18 protein-coding genes are annotated in these 22,828 nt (G+C 45.4%); 4 read left to right on the plus strand and 14 right to left on the minus strand.

Going from position 1 to position 22,828, the window contains the following annotated elements:
• Nucleotides 1–117: 117 nt before the first annotated feature.
• The 8 genes from BN6465_RS11975 to BN6465_RS12010 all read right to left on the minus strand — a co-directional run bounded on the left by BN6465_RS11975 (nucleotide 118) and on the right by BN6465_RS12010 (nucleotide 7,460).
• The gene (locus BN6465_RS11975) at nucleotides 118–810 is read right to left on the minus strand and encodes an iron-sulfur cluster assembly scaffold protein (protein WP_066735506.1); all 693 of its coding nucleotides are present in this window, start codon (nucleotides 808–810) and stop codon (nucleotides 118–120) included.
• 142 nt (nucleotides 811–952) lie between these two features.
• The gene (locus BN6465_RS11980) at nucleotides 953–2,401 is read right to left on the minus strand and encodes a GNAT family N-acetyltransferase (RefSeq protein ID WP_066735511.1); all 1,449 of its coding nucleotides are present in this window, start codon (nucleotides 2,399–2,401) and stop codon (nucleotides 953–955) included.
• Between the two features lie 36 nt (nucleotides 2,402–2,437).
• Complete coding sequence (locus BN6465_RS11985; RefSeq protein ID WP_066735516.1) at nucleotides 2,438–3,679, minus strand: competence/damage-inducible protein A; 1,242 nt, start codon at nucleotides 3,677–3,679, stop codon at nucleotides 2,438–2,440.
• 1 nt (nucleotide 3,680) lies between these two features.
• Complete coding sequence (gene pgsA / locus BN6465_RS11990) at nucleotides 3,681–4,223, minus strand: CDP-diacylglycerol--glycerol-3-phosphate 3-phosphatidyltransferase (RefSeq protein WP_066735518.1); 543 nt, start codon at nucleotides 4,221–4,223, stop codon at nucleotides 3,681–3,683.
• On the minus strand, nucleotides 4,220–5,560 hold the full coding sequence (gene rimO, locus BN6465_RS11995) for a 30S ribosomal protein S12 methylthiotransferase RimO (protein WP_066735520.1): 1,341 nt from the start codon (nucleotides 5,558–5,560) through the stop codon (nucleotides 4,220–4,222). Before rimO ends, pgsA begins: the two co-directional genes overlap by 4 nt.
• Before the next feature lie 69 nt (nucleotides 5,561–5,629).
• The gene (rpoZ, locus tag BN6465_RS12000; protein WP_066735522.1) at nucleotides 5,630–5,872 is read right to left on the minus strand and encodes a DNA-directed RNA polymerase subunit omega; all 243 of its coding nucleotides are present in this window, start codon (nucleotides 5,870–5,872) and stop codon (nucleotides 5,630–5,632) included.
• 2 nt (nucleotides 5,873–5,874) lie between these two features.
• The gene (gene gmk, locus BN6465_RS12005) at nucleotides 5,875–6,507 is read right to left on the minus strand and encodes a guanylate kinase (RefSeq protein ID WP_066735525.1); all 633 of its coding nucleotides are present in this window, start codon (nucleotides 6,505–6,507) and stop codon (nucleotides 5,875–5,877) included.
• A 74-nt stretch (nucleotides 6,508–6,581) separates the two neighbouring features.
• On the minus strand, nucleotides 6,582–7,460 hold the full coding sequence (locus BN6465_RS12010) for a YicC/YloC family endoribonuclease (RefSeq protein WP_066735528.1): 879 nt from the start codon (nucleotides 7,458–7,460) through the stop codon (nucleotides 6,582–6,584).
• Between the two features lie 158 nt (nucleotides 7,461–7,618).
• Between BN6465_RS12010 and BN6465_RS12015 the strand changes: the two genes are divergently transcribed.
• A complete protein-coding gene (locus BN6465_RS12015) occupies nucleotides 7,619–9,355 on the plus strand; it encodes an Rqc2 family fibronectin-binding protein (protein WP_066735531.1) in 1,737 nt (578 codons plus the stop codon).
• A gap of 64 nt (nucleotides 9,356–9,419) precedes the next feature.
• On the opposite strand, the gene BN6465_RS12020 is transcribed toward BN6465_RS12015, so the two are convergent.
• From BN6465_RS12020 to BN6465_RS12035, 4 genes are all read right to left on the minus strand, one after another.
• Nucleotides 9,420–10,340, minus strand: coding sequence for a type II secretion system protein (locus BN6465_RS12020; protein ID WP_066735533.1), 921 nt, complete (start codon nucleotides 10,338–10,340; stop codon nucleotides 9,420–9,422).
• Between the two features lie 101 nt (nucleotides 10,341–10,441).
• Entirely contained in the window at nucleotides 10,442–11,257 is an 816-nt protein-coding gene (locus tag BN6465_RS12025) for an alpha/beta fold hydrolase (protein WP_066738639.1), read from the minus strand.
• A 59-nt stretch (nucleotides 11,258–11,316) separates the two neighbouring features.
• Nucleotides 11,317–12,438 carry a M23 family metallopeptidase gene (locus tag BN6465_RS12030; RefSeq protein WP_066735538.1) on the minus strand — a complete coding sequence of 374 codons (1,122 nt, stop codon included), beginning with the start codon at nucleotides 12,436–12,438 and terminating at the stop codon, nucleotides 11,317–11,319.
• 71 nt (nucleotides 12,439–12,509) lie between these two features.
• A complete protein-coding gene (locus BN6465_RS12035; RefSeq protein WP_066735545.1) occupies nucleotides 12,510–14,600 on the minus strand; it encodes a penicillin-binding transpeptidase domain-containing protein in 2,091 nt (696 codons plus the stop codon).
• Between the two features lie 220 nt (nucleotides 14,601–14,820).
• On the opposite strand from BN6465_RS12035, the gene BN6465_RS12040 reads away from it, so the two are divergent.
• From BN6465_RS12040 to BN6465_RS12050, 3 genes are all read left to right on the plus strand, one after another.
• On the plus strand, nucleotides 14,821–15,525 hold the full coding sequence (locus tag BN6465_RS12040; protein ID WP_242868075.1) for a manganese efflux pump: 705 nt from the start codon (nucleotides 14,821–14,823) through the stop codon (nucleotides 15,523–15,525).
• A gap of 116 nt (nucleotides 15,526–15,641) precedes the next feature.
• The gene (locus tag BN6465_RS12045; protein ID WP_066735550.1) at nucleotides 15,642–17,315 is read left to right on the plus strand and encodes a methyl-accepting chemotaxis protein; all 1,674 of its coding nucleotides are present in this window, start codon (nucleotides 15,642–15,644) and stop codon (nucleotides 17,313–17,315) included.
• An 86-nt stretch (nucleotides 17,316–17,401) separates the two neighbouring features.
• Nucleotides 17,402–17,932, plus strand: a complete 531-nt coding sequence (locus tag BN6465_RS12050; protein ID WP_066735552.1) for a ferritin-like domain-containing protein — start codon at nucleotides 17,402–17,404, stop codon at nucleotides 17,930–17,932.
• A gap of 60 nt (nucleotides 17,933–17,992) precedes the next feature.
• On the opposite strand, the gene BN6465_RS12055 is transcribed toward BN6465_RS12050, so the two are convergent.
• The gene (locus BN6465_RS12055) at nucleotides 17,993–20,050 is read right to left on the minus strand and encodes a diguanylate cyclase domain-containing protein (protein ID WP_066735553.1); all 2,058 of its coding nucleotides are present in this window, start codon (nucleotides 20,048–20,050) and stop codon (nucleotides 17,993–17,995) included.
• A 79-nt stretch (nucleotides 20,051–20,129) separates the two neighbouring features.
• Nucleotides 20,130–22,808 (minus strand): cation-translocating P-type ATPase, encoded by a 2,679-nt coding sequence (locus BN6465_RS12060; RefSeq protein ID WP_066735554.1) that lies wholly within the window; start codon nucleotides 22,806–22,808, stop codon nucleotides 20,130–20,132.
• Nucleotides 22,809–22,828 lie beyond the last annotated feature (20 nt).

The raw sequence follows: 22,828 nt of genomic DNA on the forward strand, positions 1-22,828 counted from the left end.
CTCCTGATTTTTTTATGTCACAATAATTGGAATTACATTTATGCAGACTCTGCCTAAACTTCGTTCATGCAAGCATGAGTATGTCCTATGTACCGGCTCTCAGTCCGCTTATCTCGACTATTCTTTACGTGGGTCTATAATCTTTGCTGCGTCTGCAACACGTCCGTACTGTCCTTTTGCCTTCTCCCAAGCTTCGTTCGGTGTGTCACCGGCTTTGATAAAGTCTGTGAGCTTACCAAGGCTTACGAACTGATATCCGATAATTTCACCGTTGTCGTCGAGTGCGATTCCTGTAACATAGCCTTCTGCCATCTCAAGATAGCGAGGACCTTTTGCCAATGTTCCATACATTGTTCCGACCTGAGAACGGAGTCCTTTTCCCAAATCTTCAAGGCCTGCCCCAATCGGAAGTCCATCTTCGGAGAATGCGCTCTGCGTTCTTCCGTATACAATCTGTAAGAACAGTTCTCTCATTGCTGTATTAATAGCATCACATACAAGGTCCGTATTCAATGCTTCCAAAATCGTCTTTCCCGGAAGAATCTCAGAAGCCATGGCAGCTGAATGAGTCATTCCTGAACATCCGATTGTCTCAACAAGAGCTTCCTGAATAATACCTTCTTTAACATTCAAGGTCAGTTTACATGTTCCCTGCTGTGGAGCACACCAGCCAATACCATGTGTAAGACCGGAAATATCCTTAACCTCTTTTGCCTTTACCCATTTTGCTTCTTCCGGAATCGGAGCCGGTCCGTGGTTTGCACCCTGAGCTACCGGACACATCATTTCTACTTCATGTGAATAAATCATGTTAAAACTCCTTTCAAATATGTATGATTTTCTTCCTATAGGGCGTTTGATATTTATTTAACACCATATATAAAATATTTTCGCATAATTTTCGACATTCGTCAATTATTACTTTTCACCAGATTATTTCCACTGGCATCCGTTATTTCGCCGTATCTACTAGTTTCCAAAAACTGCTATTTGTCCTATAGGGTTTGATTTCTTCCATTGTAAACGGTGCAGTGATCCATCCCCGCTCGATGACGCCGCCATTTTCCTCACTGCGATAGTGATAAGTCAGTCCAATCTCAATACCGTCTGCATCTACGAAGAAATTGTCGTAATATCTGTTTTCTAAAATCTCTCCTCCCAGAATCTTTTTAAATTGATTCAGCTGAAGACCGTCAAGCACTGCCGCTTTCGGAGCTTCCCCCTTCATCCGCTCCTTCCAGTCAGCCATAAATTCATCGTTGAGTTCTACAATATCTGACGTCTCATATCTTGTGCCGTCTGACAGGCTGAGATTTCTTGTCCGCAAGTCTACAAACTCCGCATAATAATTTCCCGAAAAATAATGGTCATTGAAAACTACGCTGATGAAATCTTTGCCCGCGTAACTGACTTTATAAGTGACCTGACTTGCCATGAAGGGGCTGTCCTCTTGAAGCATGGCCTCCTTCATATCCTCGCTGGGCTCCAGATAAATCGTATTGACAGTGCTCATTGCGCACTCCTTTAATATGGCGTTGATTTCCTCTTCCTGCTCATTATCAAGCCCTTTTATCTGGGGATAATGAATATCGAATTCCATCGGATATTCTCCCGATCTGCCATCTGACGAATATGTATAGGTCTCTTCTTCAATTGTATAAGGGAGGTCCTCTTCTATATAATCCGGAATCGCCTCTATTCCCTGACTTTCTTCCTGCGGTACTTCTTCCGCATAAGGTTCGCTCTCGCCACCGTAAATACCGCCGTTGTCCTCTCTCCGTTCTTCTATCTGCTCTCTTATCCGTCCATTCCTGCTGATTTTAATAATCAGATTCCCGAATAGAATGCCAAGAATTATTAGAAGAATTCCCGCGGTCACACAACCTCCAATAATCAGGGCCCTATGGGACTTCTTTTTTCCAGCAGGCCTTATGTCGCCGGGAGCCGCCATAAGCTCCATCGGCACAAACGGTATTCCATTTACCAACTGCTGGGGCGCTGACTCCCGGAATCCCAGACGGCGGTAGGCCTCTACCGCTGAAACAGCCGAGTTAACAGTGATTTTCATCAATCCCAGCTCAGCCGTACAATAGCGGTATATCTCCGCAAACAGCATCTTGGCGATTCCCTGCCGCTGCCATTTTTTTCTGACGAACATCAGCCGGATATGTCCGGTACTCTGTACGGCAGCCACGCCGCACAGTTCCGTATTCTCATAAGCTCCCCAAAACCGCATTTCTCCCCGCTCTGCTTGAGGCATTATATTTTCCAGTTTAATAAAATTCTGGAATTCCATCACTCCTTGGGGTGTATAAGCAGGTGCCAGTTCTTCCGCAAACACTTCCCAGACCAGATGCAGTCCGTCCAGTATTTCTCCCTGCTGTAACTGTTTTATATACATCTTTTGCCACACCTCTTTCGCAAAAATAGATTCTTTCTACATAAGCGCTTCCCGCAGAAGGGTAAGTGCTCTTACAACTGCATAGTCTCTGTTTTTTTCCCGGTTACCGGTAAACCGGTACTCTCTCACCGTGACTTCTCCGTGAACCGCGCAGCCGATATATACAAGACCCACCGGCTTTTCTTCAGTTCCTCCGCCCGGCCCTGCAATACCAGTAACGCTCAAAGCCGCATCCGCCTTTGCCGCATCCGCCGCCCCAAGGGCCATCTCCTGTGCTGTCTGTCTGCTCACCGCCCCATACTGCTCCAGAGTCTCTTTTTTTACACCGAGAATTTTTTCCTTCGAGCCATTGGAATAGGTAATATACCCTTCCTTGTAGACTTCCGATGCTCCTGGCACATTTAAGATTCTGCCCGCCAGTTTGCCACCAGTACAGGACTCTGCAGTTGTCAAAGTCATTCCCTTCTCTTTGAGAAGCTCTACGATAGACTCTTCCAATGTCACGGACTCCTCTGTTGTATAGATGGAACTGCCAAAACGCTCATACATCTCGTCAATCATCGGGCGCATCAGCTTTTCCGCCTCTTCTTCAGATTTGGCTTTTGCGGTAACCCGGAAGTGCACCTCCCCTATTTTGGCATATGGCGCCAAAGTAGGATTAGACTGTCCCTCCATAAGGTCAGCCACCATAGTCTCCGCCCTGCTCTCACCGATACCGCAGATTTTCACCATATGGGAATAGATTCCTTCCGGCTGCAGCTTATTCAGATAGGGGGCAATATCCTGCTCGAACATCACCTTCATCTCATCCGGAGGACCGGGTATGAGAATTGCCGCTTTTCCCCGCTCCTCATCCTCAATAATCAGGCCCGGCGCAGTCCCATTGTGATTGTCTATAACGATTGCCCCTTCAGGGACCAATGCCTGTTTCCAATTATTTTCAGTAACTGCCCTGCTCTGAATCCGCTCAAAATAGTCCGCAATTCTCTTTTTAGAATGCTCATCCATATAAAGCTCCCTGCCGAAAACTCTGGCAGCCACTTCCTTCGTAAGATCGTCCTTCGTAGGCCCCAGCCCGCCTGTCAATATCACAATATCTGAACGGTCCACCGCTTGACGGATTGCCTCTTCCATCCGCTCCTCATTATCCCCGACCACTGTCTGGTGATATAAAGAACAACCTAGCAGAGCGCATTTCTCTGCTAGGTAAGCCGCATTGGTATTCACAATATTTCCGAGCAAAATCTCAGTCCCTACGGAAATCAATTCTACAACCATTTTACATTCCTCCCTGTGTCAGCACCTGTTTATTCTTTGCCACATAATCTATCAGTGATATTATCGTAAGTATCAAGGATACCCATACGAGAACCGTCCCAATCACCGCAAACACATCGCCCAAATCGGCAATCAACACAATAATCATGGCCATCTGAGACACCGTTTTGAACTTTCCCCAGTAGCTGGCAGCTATGACAATGCCGCTGTCGGACGCGACAAGCCGGAAACCGCTGATAATAAATTCTCTGGCAATAATAATAATTACCACAATTACATTCAATTTATTCATAGATACAAGACAAATCATCGCAGTACAGACGAGAAGCTTGTCCGCCAGCGGATCCATGAACTTTCCAAAGTTAGTCACCAGATTATACTTTCTGGCAATCTTTCCATCCAGCAGATCCGTAAAGCTGGCCACACAGAATATCGCCAAAGCAATCCACTTATCAGGCGCTCCTGAAATATCAAACAACATAAATACCACAAAAAATGGAATCATAATCACTCTCAAAACCGTCAGCTTATTTGGTAAATTCATATCAATTCTCCTATCAAATCATATTCCGTCGCGCCAATCACTTTGACTTTAGCAAAATCTCCGGACATCAGCTCCTCGTCCGTATTTACAAATATAAGTCCGTCAACGTTAGGCGCATCCCTGTAGGTCCTTCCTACATAGGCATTTTCATCCGCTACCTTTCCTTCGATCATGACCAGCATTTCCCTGCCTATCATCTCTTCAGCCTGTTCAAACACGATGTCCTGTTGAAGTTCCATCAGCTCTGCCTGACGCTCTGCCTTGACGTCCTCCTGTATTTGCTCCGGCATCTGTGCGGCCGGCGTATCTTCCTCCGGAGAGTATGTAAATACTCCCAGCCTGTCGAATTCCATCTCATCGACGAAATCCATCAGCTCTTCATGCTGCTCCTGTGTCTCACCCGGAAAACCGGTAATCAGTGTTGTCCTAAGCGTGATATCCGGGATCTCCTCCTGAAGCCTGCCGATAATGTCTTTCAACTGCTGCTTGGATGTCCTTCTTCCCATACGCTTTAGTATCTCATCGTTAGCATGCTGGATTGGCAAGTCCAGATAATGGCAGACTTTCGGTTCTTCCTTTATTACTTGAATCAGTTCCTCCGTTATCTCCTCCGGATAACAGTATAGAATCCGAATCCACCGCAGGCCGCTGATTGCAGAGAGTCTCCTGAGCAGTTCTGGAAGCTTCTTTTCTCCATAGATATCGACCCCATAGAGCGTAGTCTCCTGCGCTACCAGAATCAGTTCTTTGACACCCTCTTCGGCAAGCTGCTCCGCCTCCTCAATCAGATGCTCCATAGGTACACTCCGGAAATTCCCTCTGATTTTCGGAATAATACAGTATGTGCAGTGCTTATCGCAGCCTTCTGCTATCTTAAGGTAAGCAAAATGTCCTCCCGTTGTCACAAGCCTTCTTGTGTCCACCTCCGGCAGATAATCGATATCCTTCATCGTCAGCTTCGCGTCACCCCGCTCCATGGGGCTCTCGCTTAAGATTCCCTCGATAACTTTTCCTATCTCTTCATAAGACGTAGTTCCAAGTACTGCGTCCACTTCCGGAATCTCCTCCAATATCTCGGATTGATATCGCTGCGCAAGGCATCCCGTCACAATCAGCGCCTTTAATCTACCGCCCTTTTTAAGCTCTGCCATCTCCAAAATGCTTTGTATACTTTCTTCCTTTGCATCATGTATAAAACAGCAGGTGTTGACAACAACAATGTCCGCCTGCGTCTCGTCGTCAGTCATCTGATGCCCATTGGCTGCAAGTATCCCAAGCATCACTTCCGTGTCCACAAGATTCTTATCACACCCAAGCGAAATGAATAATACATTCATAAACAGTTTCTCCTATATACTCAGCAAGGCAGATACAACAATCTGCATCTGCCTCCCTTATTCTCATTCTTAATTTTCTGTATCTTCTGCAACAATCTTAATTTTCCCGTTGTTCAGTTCATCAATAGCTACGGAAAGCGGTTTCTCCCCTGATTTAGTGCCTACAAGGGGCATCTCCCCGTCGATGAGCTGTCTTGCCCTCTTTGCTGTCGCAAGAACGATAGAATAACGGCTGTTGACAATCTTTGTGGCGCCCTCTTCCACGTCCTGATTTACTACCTGCATCAAATCTGTATAAGATGGATGTAACATGATTATTGCTCCTTTCCCATTGCCTCTAATTCTTTTCTTATTCTGCTGATAAAGTCTCCATTGCGGAAAACTCTGTCATGTTCGGCTTGAATAATCCTGTGCATCTCCTGCACACAGGTCTCAAAATCATCATTATTCACCAAATAATCGTACTTATCCATGCCTTGGGACTCTTCCACGGCACGCTCCAGTCTGGACTTGATTACGTCCATCGTCTCTGTCCCTCTGCCAATAAGCCTACGCTTTAGTTCCTCGGCACTTGGCGGCGTCACGAACAGCAGTAATGTATCCGGAAACTTCTCTTTTACCTTCAAGGCCCCCTGAATCTCAATCTCCAGAACAACATCCTTTCCGGCCTGCAGCTGCTCCATCACATACGCCTTCGGCGTTCCGTAGTAATTATCTACGTACTTAGCATACTCTATAAGTTCTTCCTGCGCAATCATTTTTTCAAATTCTTCCACAGTCCGAAAGAAATATTCTCTTCCGTCAGCCTCTCCATTTCTGGGATTCCTTGTGGTAGCAGAGATGGAAAGAGCATAATTGTCATACCGCTCCATCAATGCTTTCATAAGTGTTCCTTTCCCCGCTCCGGAGAAACCGGAGACTACAATGAGAATTCCTTTGTTATTCATATTTCAACCGCACTCCTGACTTTGATATAGAATGAATATTCATTTTATCACAAACATTTCCATTTTTCAAAGCTTTATTCAATATTCTGAATCTGTTCTCTGACTTTTTCTATTTCTGTCTTTAAATCAATGGCATGATTGGAGACTTCCATGTCGTTGGCCTTAGATAAAATCGTATTGGCCTCTCTGTTCATCTCCTGTGCGATAAAGTCAAGCTTGCGTCCGATTCCTTCCTCTGACGCGAACGTCTCTTTCATATGTTTAATATGGCTTTTCAAGCGTACAATCTCCTCATCCGTGCAGATTTTGTCTGCGAATATAACAACTTCCGCGGCAATTCTGCCCTCATCCAGCTGAGTATCTGAAAGCAGTTCCTTCACTTTCGCTTCCAATTTACTTCTATATTCTGAGATAATCTGCGGAGAACGCTCTTCGATATAGGAAACGCTTTCCAGCATTCCGTCAAGCTTAGCGATAATATCCTTCTTCAGGTTCTCTCCTTCTGCTTCTCTTGTCTCAACGAACTGAGTACAAGCGCCTTCCAGAGCCTTCTTAAGCCCACTCCAAAGCTCCTCTTCATCCACTACCTGCTCTTCCATCGTCAGGACCTCAGGACATCTGGCCAATGTGGACACTCTCATGTCATTGTCAAGGCTGAACTCATCCCTCATTCTTTTAAAATATTCTATATATTCGGTAGCCAAAGTCTGGTTATATTTTAATGAGACTTGACTTTCCGACATGTCCTCGTATGTGATAAAAATATCTACTTTGCCTCTCTGCACATACTTCTTCAGCAGGCTGCGAATGGATGTCTCAAAAAAATTCAACTTCTTCGGCATCCGGATATTTACGTCTAAGTAACGGTGGTTCACTCCTTTCATTTCTACTGTAAACTTGCGTTCTGCCTCAGACACTTCACAGCGCCCAAAGCCTGTCATACTTTTTATCATCTGATTTACCCTCTTCTTAATGCCGCGCACGGCCTTTTTCACTGTATTTCATTATAATTCATTTGATATATCACGTCAACAGCAGAGGGCAAACTTCTCCTTCCACTGTCAGCCTACTTGTGATAAACTATATGAAACAAACGAAATGAGGTTTTATTATGGCTTTTGATGGAATTACCATTGCAAATATTGTAAAAGAATTGAACGATACTATTCTAGACGGGAGAATCAATAAAATAGCGCAGCCGGAAGCCGACGAGCTTCTTCTTACAATCAAGACCCCCTCCCGGCAGCTCCGCCTGTGCATTTCCGCCAGCGCCTCTCTTCCTCTCATCTATCTGACGCAGGAAAATAAGCCGAGTCCCATGACCGCGCCGAATTTTTGTATGCTTTTGAGAAAATATATCAACAACGGGAGAATTGTTGCTATCTCTCAGCCAAAGCTGGAGCGTATTATCCACATCGACATCGAGCATCTGGACGAGCTGGGCGATCTGTGCCGCAAGACTTTAATCGTGGAAATTATGGGCAAACACAGCAACATCATTTTCTGCAATCATGAAGGAATGATTATCGACAGTATCAAACATGTATCTGCCCAGATGAGTTCTGTCAGGGAGGTGCTTCCGGGAAGAACCTATTTCATACCTGATACCATGAAAAAAGAAGACCCTTTGACGGTGGGACAGGATGCTTTTATCGAGGAGCTCACTACAAAGCCCATGCCGCTCGGCAAAGCAATCTACAGCAGTTTTACCGGGGTCAGTCCTGTCGTGGCTGAGGAAATCTGTTATTTGGCAGGAATGGATTCCGATATTTCTCCAAAAGAGTTGGACACGGACTTACTGTCGCATCTGTATCGACAGTTTACCTATTATTTTGAACAGGTGAAAAACAACGAATTCACCCCCTGCATTTATTATAGCGGGACAGAACCGAAAGAATTCTCATCACTGCCTTTGACCCACTTTTCCGACTACAGGAAGGAAACTATGGATTCCATATCTCAGGTACTGAAAACCTACTATGCCTCCAGAGACGCCATTACCCGTATCCGTCAAAAATCTGCCGATTTACGGCGTATTGTCCAAACCGCTCTGGAGAGGAATCGCAAAAAATACGATTTACAGCAAAAGCAGTTAAAGGATACACTGAACCGTGAAAAATATAAAGTATACGGGGAGCTTCTCCACACTTACGGGTATAATCTGAAAGAGGGCGCAAAAGAGCTGGAAGCTTTGAATTACTATACAAACGAGATGATTAAAATTCCTCTTGATTCAAACAAGACACCTCAGGAGAACGCACAAAAGTATTTTGATAAGTATAATAAACAGAAGCGGACTTTTGAGGCTTTGACTTCCTTGATAGAAGAGACCCATGACGAAATCACTTATCTGGAATCGATAAGCGCCGCTCTTGATATCGCCCGGGGCGAAGAGGATTTGGTGCAGATAAAAGAAGAGTTGACAGAGTCCGGATACATCCGCCGGAAGTTCACAAAGAAAAAGGTGAAAATAACCAGCAAACCTTTACATTACCTCTCCTCCGACGGTTACCACATGTATGTAGGGAAAAATAACCTGCAGAACGACGAACTGACCTTTCACTTTGCAAATGGAAACGACTGGTGGTTCCACGCAAAAGGCGCCCCCGGCTCTCATGTGATTGTCAAAAGTGAAGGTGACGAACTGCCTGACCGCACCTTCGAAGAGGCGGGAAGGCTGGCCGCCCATTACTCCAAAAATTCCAACTCCCAGAAGGTGGAAATAGATTACGTTGAAAAAAAGCACGTCAAAAAGCCGAATGGCGGCAAACCCGGTTTCGTAGTGTACTATACCAACTATTCTTTGGTAATTGATTCTGATATTTCGGGTATCAAAGAACTGGATTAAAGAGAATACAATTATTAATAAAAGACACGGCCACAGCATGGTCGTGTCTTTTTGGATCGAAAATTTATTTAACTGGAGCCCATTCACCATCTTCTTTCAGCAAATCATCTATTGTAAATTTAATGTCATCAACAAAGCCATAAGAAACTTTATTGGGAGAAGCTTCTGAATGTTTATGATAATAATATTTTCCATCATAATAAATAACTGCCGCCTGTGCATTTCCAGTACCGCCTTTTTTGTCAGCAACAAGAATCTGTTTATTGTCCTGCGTTACTATTGGTTTCCAAACTGCCTCGCCCAGTTTATTCGAGTCTTGTATTCCCTGCAGATCTATCTGACTCCAATCAACTGCCGGAAATCCACCATATTTCTCCTGATACGCCGCCTGCAGCCGTTTACTTAAATGTTGTATATTTCCGTTAATACCATTCCCAAAATACTTTTCGTATTCCTTTTTTATGTTTCCTTCCTCATCAAGAAAGGCAGCAACGTCATAGCTGTCCAGCTTCTGGTCAGAGACCCACTGTAAATATCCCGGCGCGTCGCTGGAATACTTAGCATTTCCATCCTCTATCCAATACTGCGGCTCATGGTCCTTTTTATAATTTACTTCCGTTCCGTCCGTAGCCACATAAAGAAGCTGCGCAATCACTGCTTTTTCCCCAACAATTATGCTGCCTTTTAATTCTCCCGGAACCTCCGCCAAATTCAATATTGCATTAATCGTATCCGCCTGATTCAAAGATGTGCTCAAATCTGCCAGCTCTGTTCCTTCCGCCGCACCATACATTTCAGAAAGGCACGTCTGTGCAGCTTCTACTACCAGCCTGCATTCCGCTATCTTCGTCTTCTTTCTTGCCTTATCTATATAGCCCGTCAACGCTGGCACAAGTAAGGCAATTAAAATTGCCAATATTACCAGAACCACTATCAGTTCCACTAACGTAAATCCTTTTTTATCCCTCAACAACTTTTTTCTCATACCGCATCCTCATCTCCTGATATGTTATCATTTACTAATTTTAGCAAATGACTGGCGGCGGCACAAGAAAACTGTTGAAATTCACACATTTCTTGTATAATCTAGCCGAGAGAAACCTCTTTTAGAAAAATGTGGTTGAATCTTTCCAATTCGTCGTAGACAATTCCATGACCGCTATTCTCCAATTGATATAATTTAGACCCCGGTATGCTGTCATGCTGAATTTCTGCCAGCTCATTTGATACAACCGTATCTTTGCATCCGTGGATAATCGTGGTTGGCACATTCACGCTTAATAAGTCTTTTCTCCCGTCCTCATCACGGAGTGAGAACGCTGCCTGCACCGTACCAATACCAGAAGCAGAAAGGGCGATATCCTCGAACCAGTCTTTTACTGCTTCACTCTGGGGGCTGGCAAACAGCTGTTTATGGCTAAAGTCCCGTGCCAGCTGCGGACGGTCCGTCTCTGCCTGTTCAATCAAGCCATCCACATATTCCCGAGTCAATCCGTACGGATATCCCGGCCTCCGTGTCCAGCTCGGCGCAGCAGCGGCCAATAGAATCAGCTTTCTGACACCATATGCCCGATAATTGTTCATATAGCGAAGCACGATTGCACCGCCCATTGAAAACCCAACAAGTATAAAATGATACAACCCCATATAGCGGACAACTCGGTAAACATCAGCGGCCAAAGTATCGAAACTATACCCACATGCGGGTGCATCCGAATTTCCAAACCCTCTGATGTCCATAAGTATTACACGATAATTATGTTTCACTAAAAGATTGACCTGATATTCATACATTTCATGGGAGAGAGGCCATCCGTGCAGTAAAAAAACCGTCCTCTCACACTGTGGATTCAATACATATACCGCCAGTTTCACCCCATCATCTGAATTGATAAAAAACATAATTTCCTCTTCATTATTTTCTTTATCCTTATCATATGACAACATTTTTTATTTGCTATTTATTTCTTACCTTCGGTCTGGCTTTTTATGTATGACTCCGCCGCAGGGTCCTTTATCTTGTATTTCCGTGTCCACTCCTTCGTATCATCATTGCGCTTCACCTCAGAGCGGTTCTGAGAGAGGAATCTGACAAGCTGATACCCGTTTACCCATATTTCGTTGTTCCCTTCTCTCTGAGATTCATCAAAAATAAGCTGCAGTCCAAAGTGCAGATGATACTCATCGATATTATTTACATTTTCCTCCGAGCTGTATCCGGTTCTGCCTATATATCCAATCACATCTCCCGCCTGCACTACGTCTCCCTCTTTAAGTCCTTCTGCGTAAGGACGGTTCTGCCGCAAGTGTGCATAGTAGTAATAACGCTTCCCATCAAAACTATTGATTCCGATTCGCCAGCCTCCATATTGGTTCCAGCCAAGCATGGACACATATCCTGACTCTACCGCAATGACTGGAGTTCCCACCTGCCCCATCATGTCATGTCCCAAGTGGTTCCTTCGATAACCATAGCTTCTGGATACACCAAAATCATCATAATCAGTATAGGGAAATGTCTTGGCAATAGGATTGAATGCCTTCAGCCCATAGTAAGCTTTCCATTCTGTCGTACCAGTATCGTTGGATTCCTCCCCGCCTGCCGGCCTTTCGATTTTATATTCGCCCACCATACCGTCCAGTACCGCTCCATAAGCCTGCCTATAATAAGCATAATACTGCATATCCTTTGTGGCCTCTTCCATCGTCGTCTCTTCTGCCAGAAGTTTTTCAGCCAGCTGCTCCATATCCGACGCCTGATAACTTGTAAAGTCACCACCGTATTTTGCTCCTAAATATGCCAGAAGCTCCACCCATTTCAGATGAACCGCCTCACCATATGTGTCTACGTCAAATTGATAAGCCTGATTCATAGCCTCATATGTGACATTGAATTCTACCCACTTAATGTAATCTTGCTTTTCCTTTCCCTCAGAAGCCGTCTCCTGTTTTATCTTTCCTCCAGCGGTTTCTACTGTATGTTCAAATTCATTTTGCCTCTGGACATAACAGATTCCCAGAACCAGTAATAAAAGTATAATCTCTGCCGCAATCCCCCGCGGTGAAATAATATATTTGCGCATAATCCACCCTCGAACGCTCCATCCCTAACAATGTATGCGCCCCATGGAGAGGAAATACTTTCGAAAACCGATTATTTCCCTTCATACGCGGACACGATATTCCTTACCTTTCCTGTGACATAATGGCTGCCGCCCTTATCCTTCACATCTTCCACCATGCCGACAACAGCCACCGGCTTTTCTATTTCTTCTGTCGTCTCACAGATGAACCAGCCTCTTTCTACGCCATCCGATTCTCCTTGACTCTCCTTAATCTCTGCTGTCCCTGTCTTACCAAGCATGGATAATCCTTCCAGTCTGGCTTCCGCTCCGGTACCCACCGGATTTTCAATCACCTGAATCAATCCACTCTTCACTGTCTGTGCCGTTTCTGCCGACACGGCCTTCTCTTTCCATATTTGTCCCTGATTATCCGCCTCCATCGACAGTGTGGGCTGAATCATGTTTCCGTCATTTACGAAAAGGCTGTACATGGAGAGTAGGTGAACGGGATTTACAAGCAGTTTCCCCTGTCCATAGCCAGTATCCGCAAGCTGAATATCGGAATCAATCTTGTTGTCATCGTCATAAGTAGACGCTGAAAGGCTTAGCTCAAAAGGCATTTTCTCATCAAATCCAAATTTCTTGAATCCCTTTGTCAATGTGTCTGCTCCTATATTTAATGCCGCCCTTGCGAAATAAATATTATCAGAGTTTATAAATGCATTTTCCAGATTGACCGGCTCCCCATAGCCCACCAATGTTGTCACAAAATAATTTCCCCAGCTTTCATCCTTCTGCCAGCTCAACCCCACATCCCCCAAATTTTCCTGTGGATCTAAGAGTCCGCTGTCGACACCGATTGCGGCGGTAATCGCTTTAAAGGTAGAACCGGGTACCCACGCACTTTTAAAACGGTTTGTGAGCGGCTTATCTTCCGCATTACTCAATTCATCCCAGCGCCGTCCCGACATTCCCATGATAAATTCATTCGGGTCATATCCGGGGGTACTCACAAGTGCAAGTACTTCCCCTGTCTTTGGATTCATAGCCGCAGCGGCGCCCGGGTCAGAGGCGAACTCTTCATAGGCTGTCCGCTGTAGGGATGCATCGATGGTCACATAAACATCCTTCCCATCCTTTGGCCCCTGCGTAGCTAAATTCTCCACCAAATTTCCTTCTCCGTCCACGATATTGATCTCCGCGCCATCCACTGCCCGAAGCTCTTGCTCAAATGCAGCCTCAAGTCCTGTCCTGCCGATTACACTATTGGCATGATAGCCTTGTCCCTCTAGTTCCTCTAGATCCTCTGCCGTGACCGGCTGAATATATCCCGTCAAATGTCCTGCCGCTGCACCCAGCGGATAGACCCTTCCGATTACGCTGTTAATCAAAATGCCGGGAATCTGAAGCAATTGTTCCGCCCTATCCTCATCTCCCTCAGCAATCTGTTTTAAAGGTACAAAGGTATCATCTTTTACATAAGACGCCCCCAGACTTTTCTCAATCCCCTCCGCCGTCATATCTAAAATCTCAGCAATTCTCTGGATATCAGCCTCTCTGTCACTCCCCATTTTACCCGGAACCAATCCCACTTCCGAGACATTTCCCTGCGTGGCAAGCGCCGTCCCTTTCCGGTCGTAAATATTTCCGCGCCGTGCCGTGCGGGTCTCCACACGCACCTTATAATCATCCTCAAGGGCCGGAAAAATCAGCGTAGAATCCCATTCTATTCTGTATTCTTTATCTTTATTCTTGACGAGCGTCATCTGATTGTCAAAATCGACACTGCCTGCGGACGTCTCCATCACCGTACTGTAAGTTATTACTTCTGTGTCCTTTGAGGAGGATGATTCCTTTTCCGCAAATTCAATGTGAATATCCGTGGCGCCAACTCCCTCATATATCTTCTCGTTGCGTTCCACAAAATCACTCCTGCTTATCGATTTCTTTGAAGCATCCGTCAACAGTCCATACATCTGCTCATACTTTTTGTCGTTCAACATTTTAAAATATTTCTTTGCAGTTTCCTCCGGAACCGGACGATTTCTCATGCCCTGCCATACAAAAAATCCTCCCGCACCTAAAATAAGCACAGCAAGAACCGTTACAGGTATCACCCACTTTTTACCGGTATCCCCGCGTCTTCTTTTCCTTTTCAAATACTCCCTTCTCGTATCCATAAAGCCCTCCTTTACATAATTATCTATTATTATACCACAAACGTAGAAAAGGAAGCGGCGCTTTGCGCCATTTACTTTTCAAGTGGTGGCTTGCCGGTATAATATGCCGCTAAGGCGGCAGAAAGGCAATGCAATTGCCTTTGATTGCACGTATGTGCAATCATTATACCACAAACGCAGAAAAGGAAGCGGTGCTTTGCGCCATTTACTTTTCAACAAGATGATTATTTTTGAATATAGTAAAAGAAATAAGGATTTTATCCAATCACAGGAGTCTCCTATGCACCTAATATCATCCCTTCTGTTTGCCCTTTCTGCCAATATGGATACTTTCATTGTAGGAATGTCCTGCGGCATAAAAAAAGATCATATCTCTCTGTTCAGAAATATGGTCATCAGTTTGATTACCTTGGCCGGGACTGTCATCTCCATATCTGCCGGGCTGACACTGGCCCCGCTGCTGCCGAAGAAAGCCGCACAGATATCGGGCAGTATTATCCTGATACTGCTGGGCTTGTACTATATCATTAAATCCATAATCATACGAATAAAAGAAAGCCATAAGAACAAACTGATGAGAATCTCTGCCCTATCAGCGGCAGAACTTCCAGACTGCTCCGAGGAATCTACTTGCGATATTAAAATGACCGAACTCCCTCCGGACAGACATCTGCTCCCCATGAAAGATGCCGTGCTTCTGGGCCTTGCCCTCTCCATCAATAACATCGGCATGGGTATCGGCGCCAGCATAACGGGGGTGGAGCTTTTCCCCACCGCTGTCCTGACACTTGCAGTATCTATGTTGTTCTTAACACTCGGCAATCAACTTGGTGAATCCACATTTTTCAAGACCATCCGCTGGGCTGCTGACCCGCTGTCCGGCCTAATCCTTGTCGGACTGGGCGTTTATGAAATATTTATCTGACGTATACCGCCATTGCTGTAAATATTATAGCAATGGCTTCCATAAGAACTACTTCCCTTTTACTAGTAATTTATGTATAATAAAGCCATATCATTCTAAATTAAGTGAGGATAAAAATGAAGAATTTCAAAGTACGTAAAAAACTGCTTTTCTCTTTTGCTGTCGTCTTACTCTTATTTTTCTTTTCTACCGTGGCAGGACTAGTCAGCTTGAATAAGGTAAGGACAGAGCTGACAACATATTGTGAGCATCCATTTCCTGTTGTCAAAGCGGGCAACACGGCAGCCACGTATCTGGAAAGCCTGCAGAAGAATATATTCAGGGCTATCTCTTCCAATGATACCTCTACAATCAAAACTGCGCTTGAAGATATGGAGCAAGATTATAATAAAGTATCTGAACAGCTTCCAATCATTAAAGAGTTATTTCTGGGCGACAAGGAATTAGTCGATAAGATGAGTGCGGAGCTAAAGAACCTGACCCCTCAGCGCAGGCAAGTACTTCAGCTCATTGATGAGGGCAGACAGAATGAAGCCTCTGAATATATGGAGGCAAACTACCTCCCTATCATTACAAAGGCTTCTGAATATTTGAATGAGATTATTGCCTACTCGGGAAATACAAGCGCCAGACTTCTGGATACCACTACAAACGCACAGATTACAACCACTTATCTCTTGATTATAATGTGTGCTATTTCCTTCGTAATTAGTATTATACTCTGTATTTATATCACCCACTCGATTACAGCTCCCGTCAAGGAGATCGAAACCGCAGCCAATACCATGGCAAAGGGCGACTTGAATGTGTCTTTGACTTATGAGAGCCAAGACGAATTGGGAAGCCTGACTTCCGCAATGAAAACTATGAGCCAGAATCTAAATGAGATTATCCGTGATATCGGATATATTTTGAAGGAGCTTTCCGAAGGCAATTTTCATGTGCGCTCCGCAAAGCCTGAGCTTTACATTGGCAACTATGAGCCTATCCGTAACTCTCTGCGTCTCATCCGGGATAACCTCAACGCCACAATGACCCAGATTAACGAGGCGGCTGAGCAGGTGGCAGACGGAAGCGCACAAGTCTCCAACGGCTCACAGAATCTTTCCCGCGGGGCGGCAGAACAGGCAAGCTCTATTGAAGAACTGGCCACCACTCTCACTGCAGTCTCTGAACAAGTAATATTTAATGCAAAAAATTCTCAGAAAGTCTGTCAAAAAGCGGATATGATATCCGGTGAGCTTTCAAACAGCAGTGAGCGCATGCAGGATATGCTGGACGCCATGGCCGATATAAAAGTAAAATCCAAGAAAATAGGCAGTATAATCAGTACAATAGAAGATATTGCATTCCAGACGAACATTCTGGCACTTAACGCCACAATTGAAGCCGCGAGGGCTGGCGAAGCAGGCAGGGGGTTCGCAGTGGTGGCCGGTGAAGTGCGCAGCCTTGCCGACAAAAGTACTACCGCTTCCAAAGATACTGCCGCACTGATCAAAGAGTCCCTGCTCTCCGTCGACACAGGAATCAAGATTGCACATGAGACCGCCGATTCTCTATTTACTGTTGTAGAGGGCGTCCAGCAGGTTACACAAAGTGTGGACCGCATCTCTGAAGATTCTGTTGAACAAGCAGACTCACTTGCACAGATTAAACAGGGAATTGAAGATATTGCCGGAATTGTACATACAAACTCCGCTACGGCCGAGGAAGGCGCAGCTGCCAGTGAAGAACTATCCGCTCAGGCACAGCTGCTCAATGATTTAGTCCGCCAGTTCCAATTAGTTTAATTTTTTTAGCATAACTTCTCTTGATTCGTCATAGAGTGATACAAGATTTTACTGTATCAATTAAAATATCAAGAGGAGGACAGCTAATGAATCTGATTCCAAATAATGAATGTAGTGTCACAATCGACCTGCCTTATCCACCGATACAGACAGAATGCCGCTGCTCAGATTATGCCTATGCCATGTTAAGTAACATCGGCAGTGACAATTCTGAGATGTCGGCAGTCTGTCTGTATTTTTATAACAGTGTAATCTTGAATCCCGATTATGAAGAGCTTGCAGAATGTTTCCATAAAATCAGTGTCGTTGAAATGCATCATCTGCACATCTTTGCCTCTCTGGCGTCCCAAATGGGTCTGGATCCCCGGCTGTGGAGCATGCAGAACCGCCGCAGAAGTTATTGGTCCCCGGCCTATAACTCATATCCCCGCAGCCTCAAAGAACTCATTGAAAATTCAATCAAAGGGGAGTTGGCGGCCATTCAAAAATATACCCGGCAATCCGAGATTATCCGCGATGCAGATATCGTTGAAATATTAGACCGCATTATACTTGACGAACAGCGTCATGTAGAACTTTTTCATCTTATGCTGGATAAATGCTGCTGCGACGGTTAGGCCCCTATGTTACATAACAATCAACCCGGGAAAACAATTCCCGGGTTGAAAGTCTTTCCGTCAATAATTACGTTCTGATGCCGCCGCGATTCCAAGAAGAACCGATACTACCTCAGGATCGAACCAATGACGATATCCTTCAAATATACCTTTGTCTATTTCTGATGCAAACCACATATCAACAGCGCCAATAATTCGTGACAACAGCGGGATATCCCATCCCGACAGTCCAGCCGGACTTCCGCTGCCGTCCCAATGCTCCGTAAAATGGAGAACATAGCCGGCCACATTTTTATACGCTTCGACAGCCGACAGTATTCGGTAGCCTGTTTCCGTATTCCGGCAGTCTGCCTCCGCGGCACTTAAGGCTTCAAACTGAAATACCCTGCACATACCAATGTTTCGAAGCCTGTACGCCTGTTTCAATAACGGCTTCAAATCCGGGCACATTGCCTCTGCTATCTCCTCCAATATATGTTCTTCCTCCTCACTAAGCCGCTTTACGCTCTTATCTTCCTCTGCAAGTTTGATGATATTTTCAACTGTCCTCCGCTTCATCTCTGTGCTCTCCGTCAATTTAGAGCTGTACATCATCTTATCCGCCTGCCTGATTACTTCATCAAGAGCTTTTTCTTTATTGTACTTTATTCCATAGCCAAGTGAGGCAGAAACTTCTATACCTCTAATATTCACCTGAGAGAATATCTGTCTGAGGCGGGCGACTATTTCCTGAGCCTCCTCCTCTGTTATGCAGGGCATCGCAATGATGAACTCATCTCCCCCTGACCGTACCAGAATGTCCTCGTCCCTGCAGACTTGTCCCAAAGACTGTGCAATACTGATAATGAGAGCGTCGCCCACATCATGTCCAAAGACATCATTGACCATTTTTAATCCATTGATATCACAGCAGAGAATACAGAGTGGATAGTTCCTGCGCACATCCAGACGCTGCCGCTCCTCCACGAAATAACGGCGGTTATATAATCCAGTCATCGAGTCATGAAAACTCAAAAATTCAGCCGCTTTTCGCTGCTCCTCCCTTTTGGCTATATTTTTTACTATAATTTCGATATTATTGGCTATGCCGTTAATTTCCGCATTATAATATTTGGTATCTTCTACATCGTCCGGACAGCCCAGCGCGACTTTCTCTATCCTGCTTTTCAGCACCATAATCGGCCTCGCGAATCTAAACATTAGAAGCCTGCTCAATATCAGCCCCAAAACAATAGAAATGCCGATTATTAATAGGAGAAGATATGCAATGGCAGAAATAACCGGGGCTGTCACTTCTTTCGCATCGATGGCGGTGGCTATGATGAAATTACTGTTAGGAATCCGTTCAAAATAAGCCATGGAATTGATTCCATCCTTTTTGTATTCGCCATAATTGCTTTTTCCTTCCACAACCCTGTCCCACGTTTTTTCGTCAATGTAATTCAAAAGCATATCGTTCACATATTTTTCTTCCGGGTGAATGAGGACCATCCCCTCCGAGTCTAAAATGTAACTGCGCTGGGAATCATATTGATATTTTGTCCCCAGCTGCTCAGTTATACTTTTATTGGAGCAGTCAATGGAGACTGCTCCCCGCACATTGCCCTCGGAATCGACCAGCTTCTTGCTCTGGCTGAACAGCCATTCTCCGTTGGCTGCATCCTGATAGACCAGCTGTGCTACGCCGTCCGTCTCTCTGGCCGCTCTGTACCACGGTCTTTCAGTTGGGTCATAGCCTTCCGGAGTATCATAATTACGGATATACAGGCTCCCGTCCTCATATCCAGAATAAATATATGTAATTTGAGTATTGTCTTTAAGAATTGGCTCATAAATCGAAAAGACTTCCGAAGGATTGCCGTCTCCTCCGTTAATCACCGTGCTGTCCCTAGAAAGTATACTCACCAAAGATGCATTTTCGTGAAACAGTCTTTCCGTATATATTAGAATCTGGCTGTTGCAGCTGTGGAGTGAGTTTTTTGCACTGTCTATAATATTACTATATAAAACCTTCAAAAATATACCAGAAAAAAGAAGCGCCACAATCGACAAAAATGTAAAGCTGAGCCAAAAAATTTCCCTTTTGATTGTCAGCGTCCTCCTTTTGCCCTTCTGCATGTCCTATTCCTCCTGTAAAATCAATATGAAAATCACTTTATATAGATAAGTTTATCATATTTTACAGGCAAAAAACATCCTATACTTCTTTTATTATCCTCTCCGCTTTGCGGGGACGCACAGAGGCCAGTATCATCACTTCATGTGCCAGCAGTGGAAACGCGGCCAATATGATCAATTGTATCCATTCATTCATCCCCAATGCAGCTGTCCCGAATGCACGGATAAAGTAAGGAATTTCTGTCACTAAAAATTGTAACAGGAATCCCACGGCAAACGCGGCAATCATCATCTTGTTGGCAAAATGGTTCATCCGGAAAACTGATTTTTCTCTGTCTCTCATCCCCACCGCGTGGAACAGCTGCGACAGCCCCAAGACGGTAAAGGCATAAGTCTGTGCCCTGTCCAGAACATTTCCATTTTGCAGTACCTTCGCTACATTGTCCAGAGTGAACGCAAGTCCGCTTCCTGCAAGGATGTCATGCGGTATTTTCAAAAAAGCAGTCAGACTGATGGCGGCTATCAAAATACCATAAAACATGGTACATGCAAGCCCTCCGTCCGCAAATAAACTCTCGTTTTCTTTTCTGGGCGGCCTTTTCATCAGGCTTTTCTTGTCATTTTCATCAACCCCCAAGGCCAGCGCCGGCAGTGAGTCCGTAATCAAGTTGATCCACAGAACATGGCTGGCTTTAAGTGGAGAGGCCAGACCGCATATGATAGCCACGAACATTGTCAGGATTTCCCCAAAATTGGAAGAGAGTAAAAAAATCACAGACTTTTTGATATTTTCATAAATACCCCGGCCTTCTTCAATCGCTTTCTCTATCGTGGCAAAGTTATCATCGGTCAATATGATATCCGCCGCATTTTTCGCAACATCTGTACCAGTCATGCCCATGGCTATCCCTATATCTGCGCTCTTAAGCGAAGGTGCATCGTTGACTCCGTCACCTGTCATCGCAACAATCCTGTTACAGTTCTTAAATGCTTTTACAATACGGACCTTATGCTCCGGCGATACTCTAGCAAAGACACGAGTTTCTGTAATACGGTTTTGAAGCTGTACATCCGACAACTCGGATAGCCGCTCACCGGTCATGCACTCTTTCGGACTCCCCGCGATCCCTAGTTCTTTAGCTATAGCGAAGGCTGTATCTACGTGGTCCCCCGTAATCATCACCGTGGAGACTCCCGCTTTTTGGAAACGTTCTACCGCCTCCTTTACTTCCGGCCTCGCCGGATCTATCATTCCTGTCATGCCAACAAAAATCATGTCTTCTTCTTTTGGAGCAGTATCCCCCTGCCTCATAGCCAGCGCCAGTACCCGCAGCGCCTGAGACGACATCTCCTCACAAGTCCTTCGAATCTGTTCCCGATGCCGTGCCGTCATCGGCCGAACCTCATGTCGAATCAAGATACGGCTACAGCGCTTTAGAATTTCATCAGGCGCACCTTTCGTGTATGAAAGATAACCCTTATCCTTCTTATGAACTGTGGTCATCATTTTCCTAGTGGAATCAAATGCCTTTTCCGCAGTTCTTGGAAGTGTCTGCCTGAGCTTTTTCTGTGACACATGATAAGTACCAGCCAGATCTAACAGTGCAGTCTCTGTGGGGTCGCCTAATTTAGAATTCCCCTCCGCCACAGCGTCATTACACAGTGCCATGCCCTCAATCAATTCCATGCCTTCCCCTTCGGGCAGGCGGTGCGCTGGATAGAGCGTCTGATTTACAAAACATTTTTTAACGGTCATTTTATTCTGCGTCAGCGTGCCTGTCTTATCTGAGCACACCACACTGACAGCGCCCAATGTCTCCACAGAGGGCAGTCTGCGCACGATAGTATGGACCTTCACCATCTTAGAAACACTTAAGGCCAAGACAATAGTCACCACGGCAGGCAGGCCTTCAGGTACCGCCGCAACCGCGAGGGAAATAGCGGTGATGAACATGTCGATTACATTGCGGTGCTGGATAACCGCCACGAAGAACAAAACGGCGCACAGCCCTACCGAGAGGATACTTAGTAGTTTGCCCATGTCCGCCAGACGTTTCTGCAGCGGTGTCAATTCTTGACGCGCATCGTTAATCATGGACGCAATCCTGCCGATTTCAGTATCCATACCGGTGGCTGTCACAATCCCTTCTGCTCTTCCCGCTACAACCATGGTCGACATGAAAGCCATATTCCGCCGGTCGCCTATGGGCAGTTCTTCTCTGGCAACAAGCAGGGCGTTCTTTTCAACCGGAACAGACTCACCAGTCAAGGCGGACTCCTCTACCCGCATCCCAGCCGACTCAACAAGCCTTATATCTGCCGGTACCTGCTGTCCGGCCGAAAGGTACACCAAATCCCCTGTCACTAGTTCCGCTGCCGGAATTTCCATCTGTTTTCCATCCCGTTTCACAACCGCATACGGGCTTGTCATCTTCTTCAATGCTTCGAGAGCTTTTTTGGCCTTTCCTTCCTGTATCACTCCCACAACGGCGTTCACCAGAACAACAACAATGATAATGACCGCATCGCTGACTTCATGTAATAAAATAGATATGGCCGCGGCACCTAACAGCACATAAATCAATGGATCGTTCAGCTGCTCGCAAAAGGTCTCCCAAAGCGTTGCCTGTTCTGCAGAGGCCAGCTCATTTTCCCCATGCTCTCTCAACCGCCCAGCGGCCTCCTCACTGCTCAATCCTTTATTCATATCACTCCCAAGGGCTGCTTCTGTCTCTTTTATACTCTTCTGTTCAAACACATCTCCACCTCACAGTATAT

This window comes from Bariatricus massiliensis (genome assembly GCF_900086725.1).
Taxonomy (GTDB): domain Bacteria; phylum Bacillota; class Clostridia; order Lachnospirales; family Lachnospiraceae; genus Allocoprococcus; species Allocoprococcus massiliensis.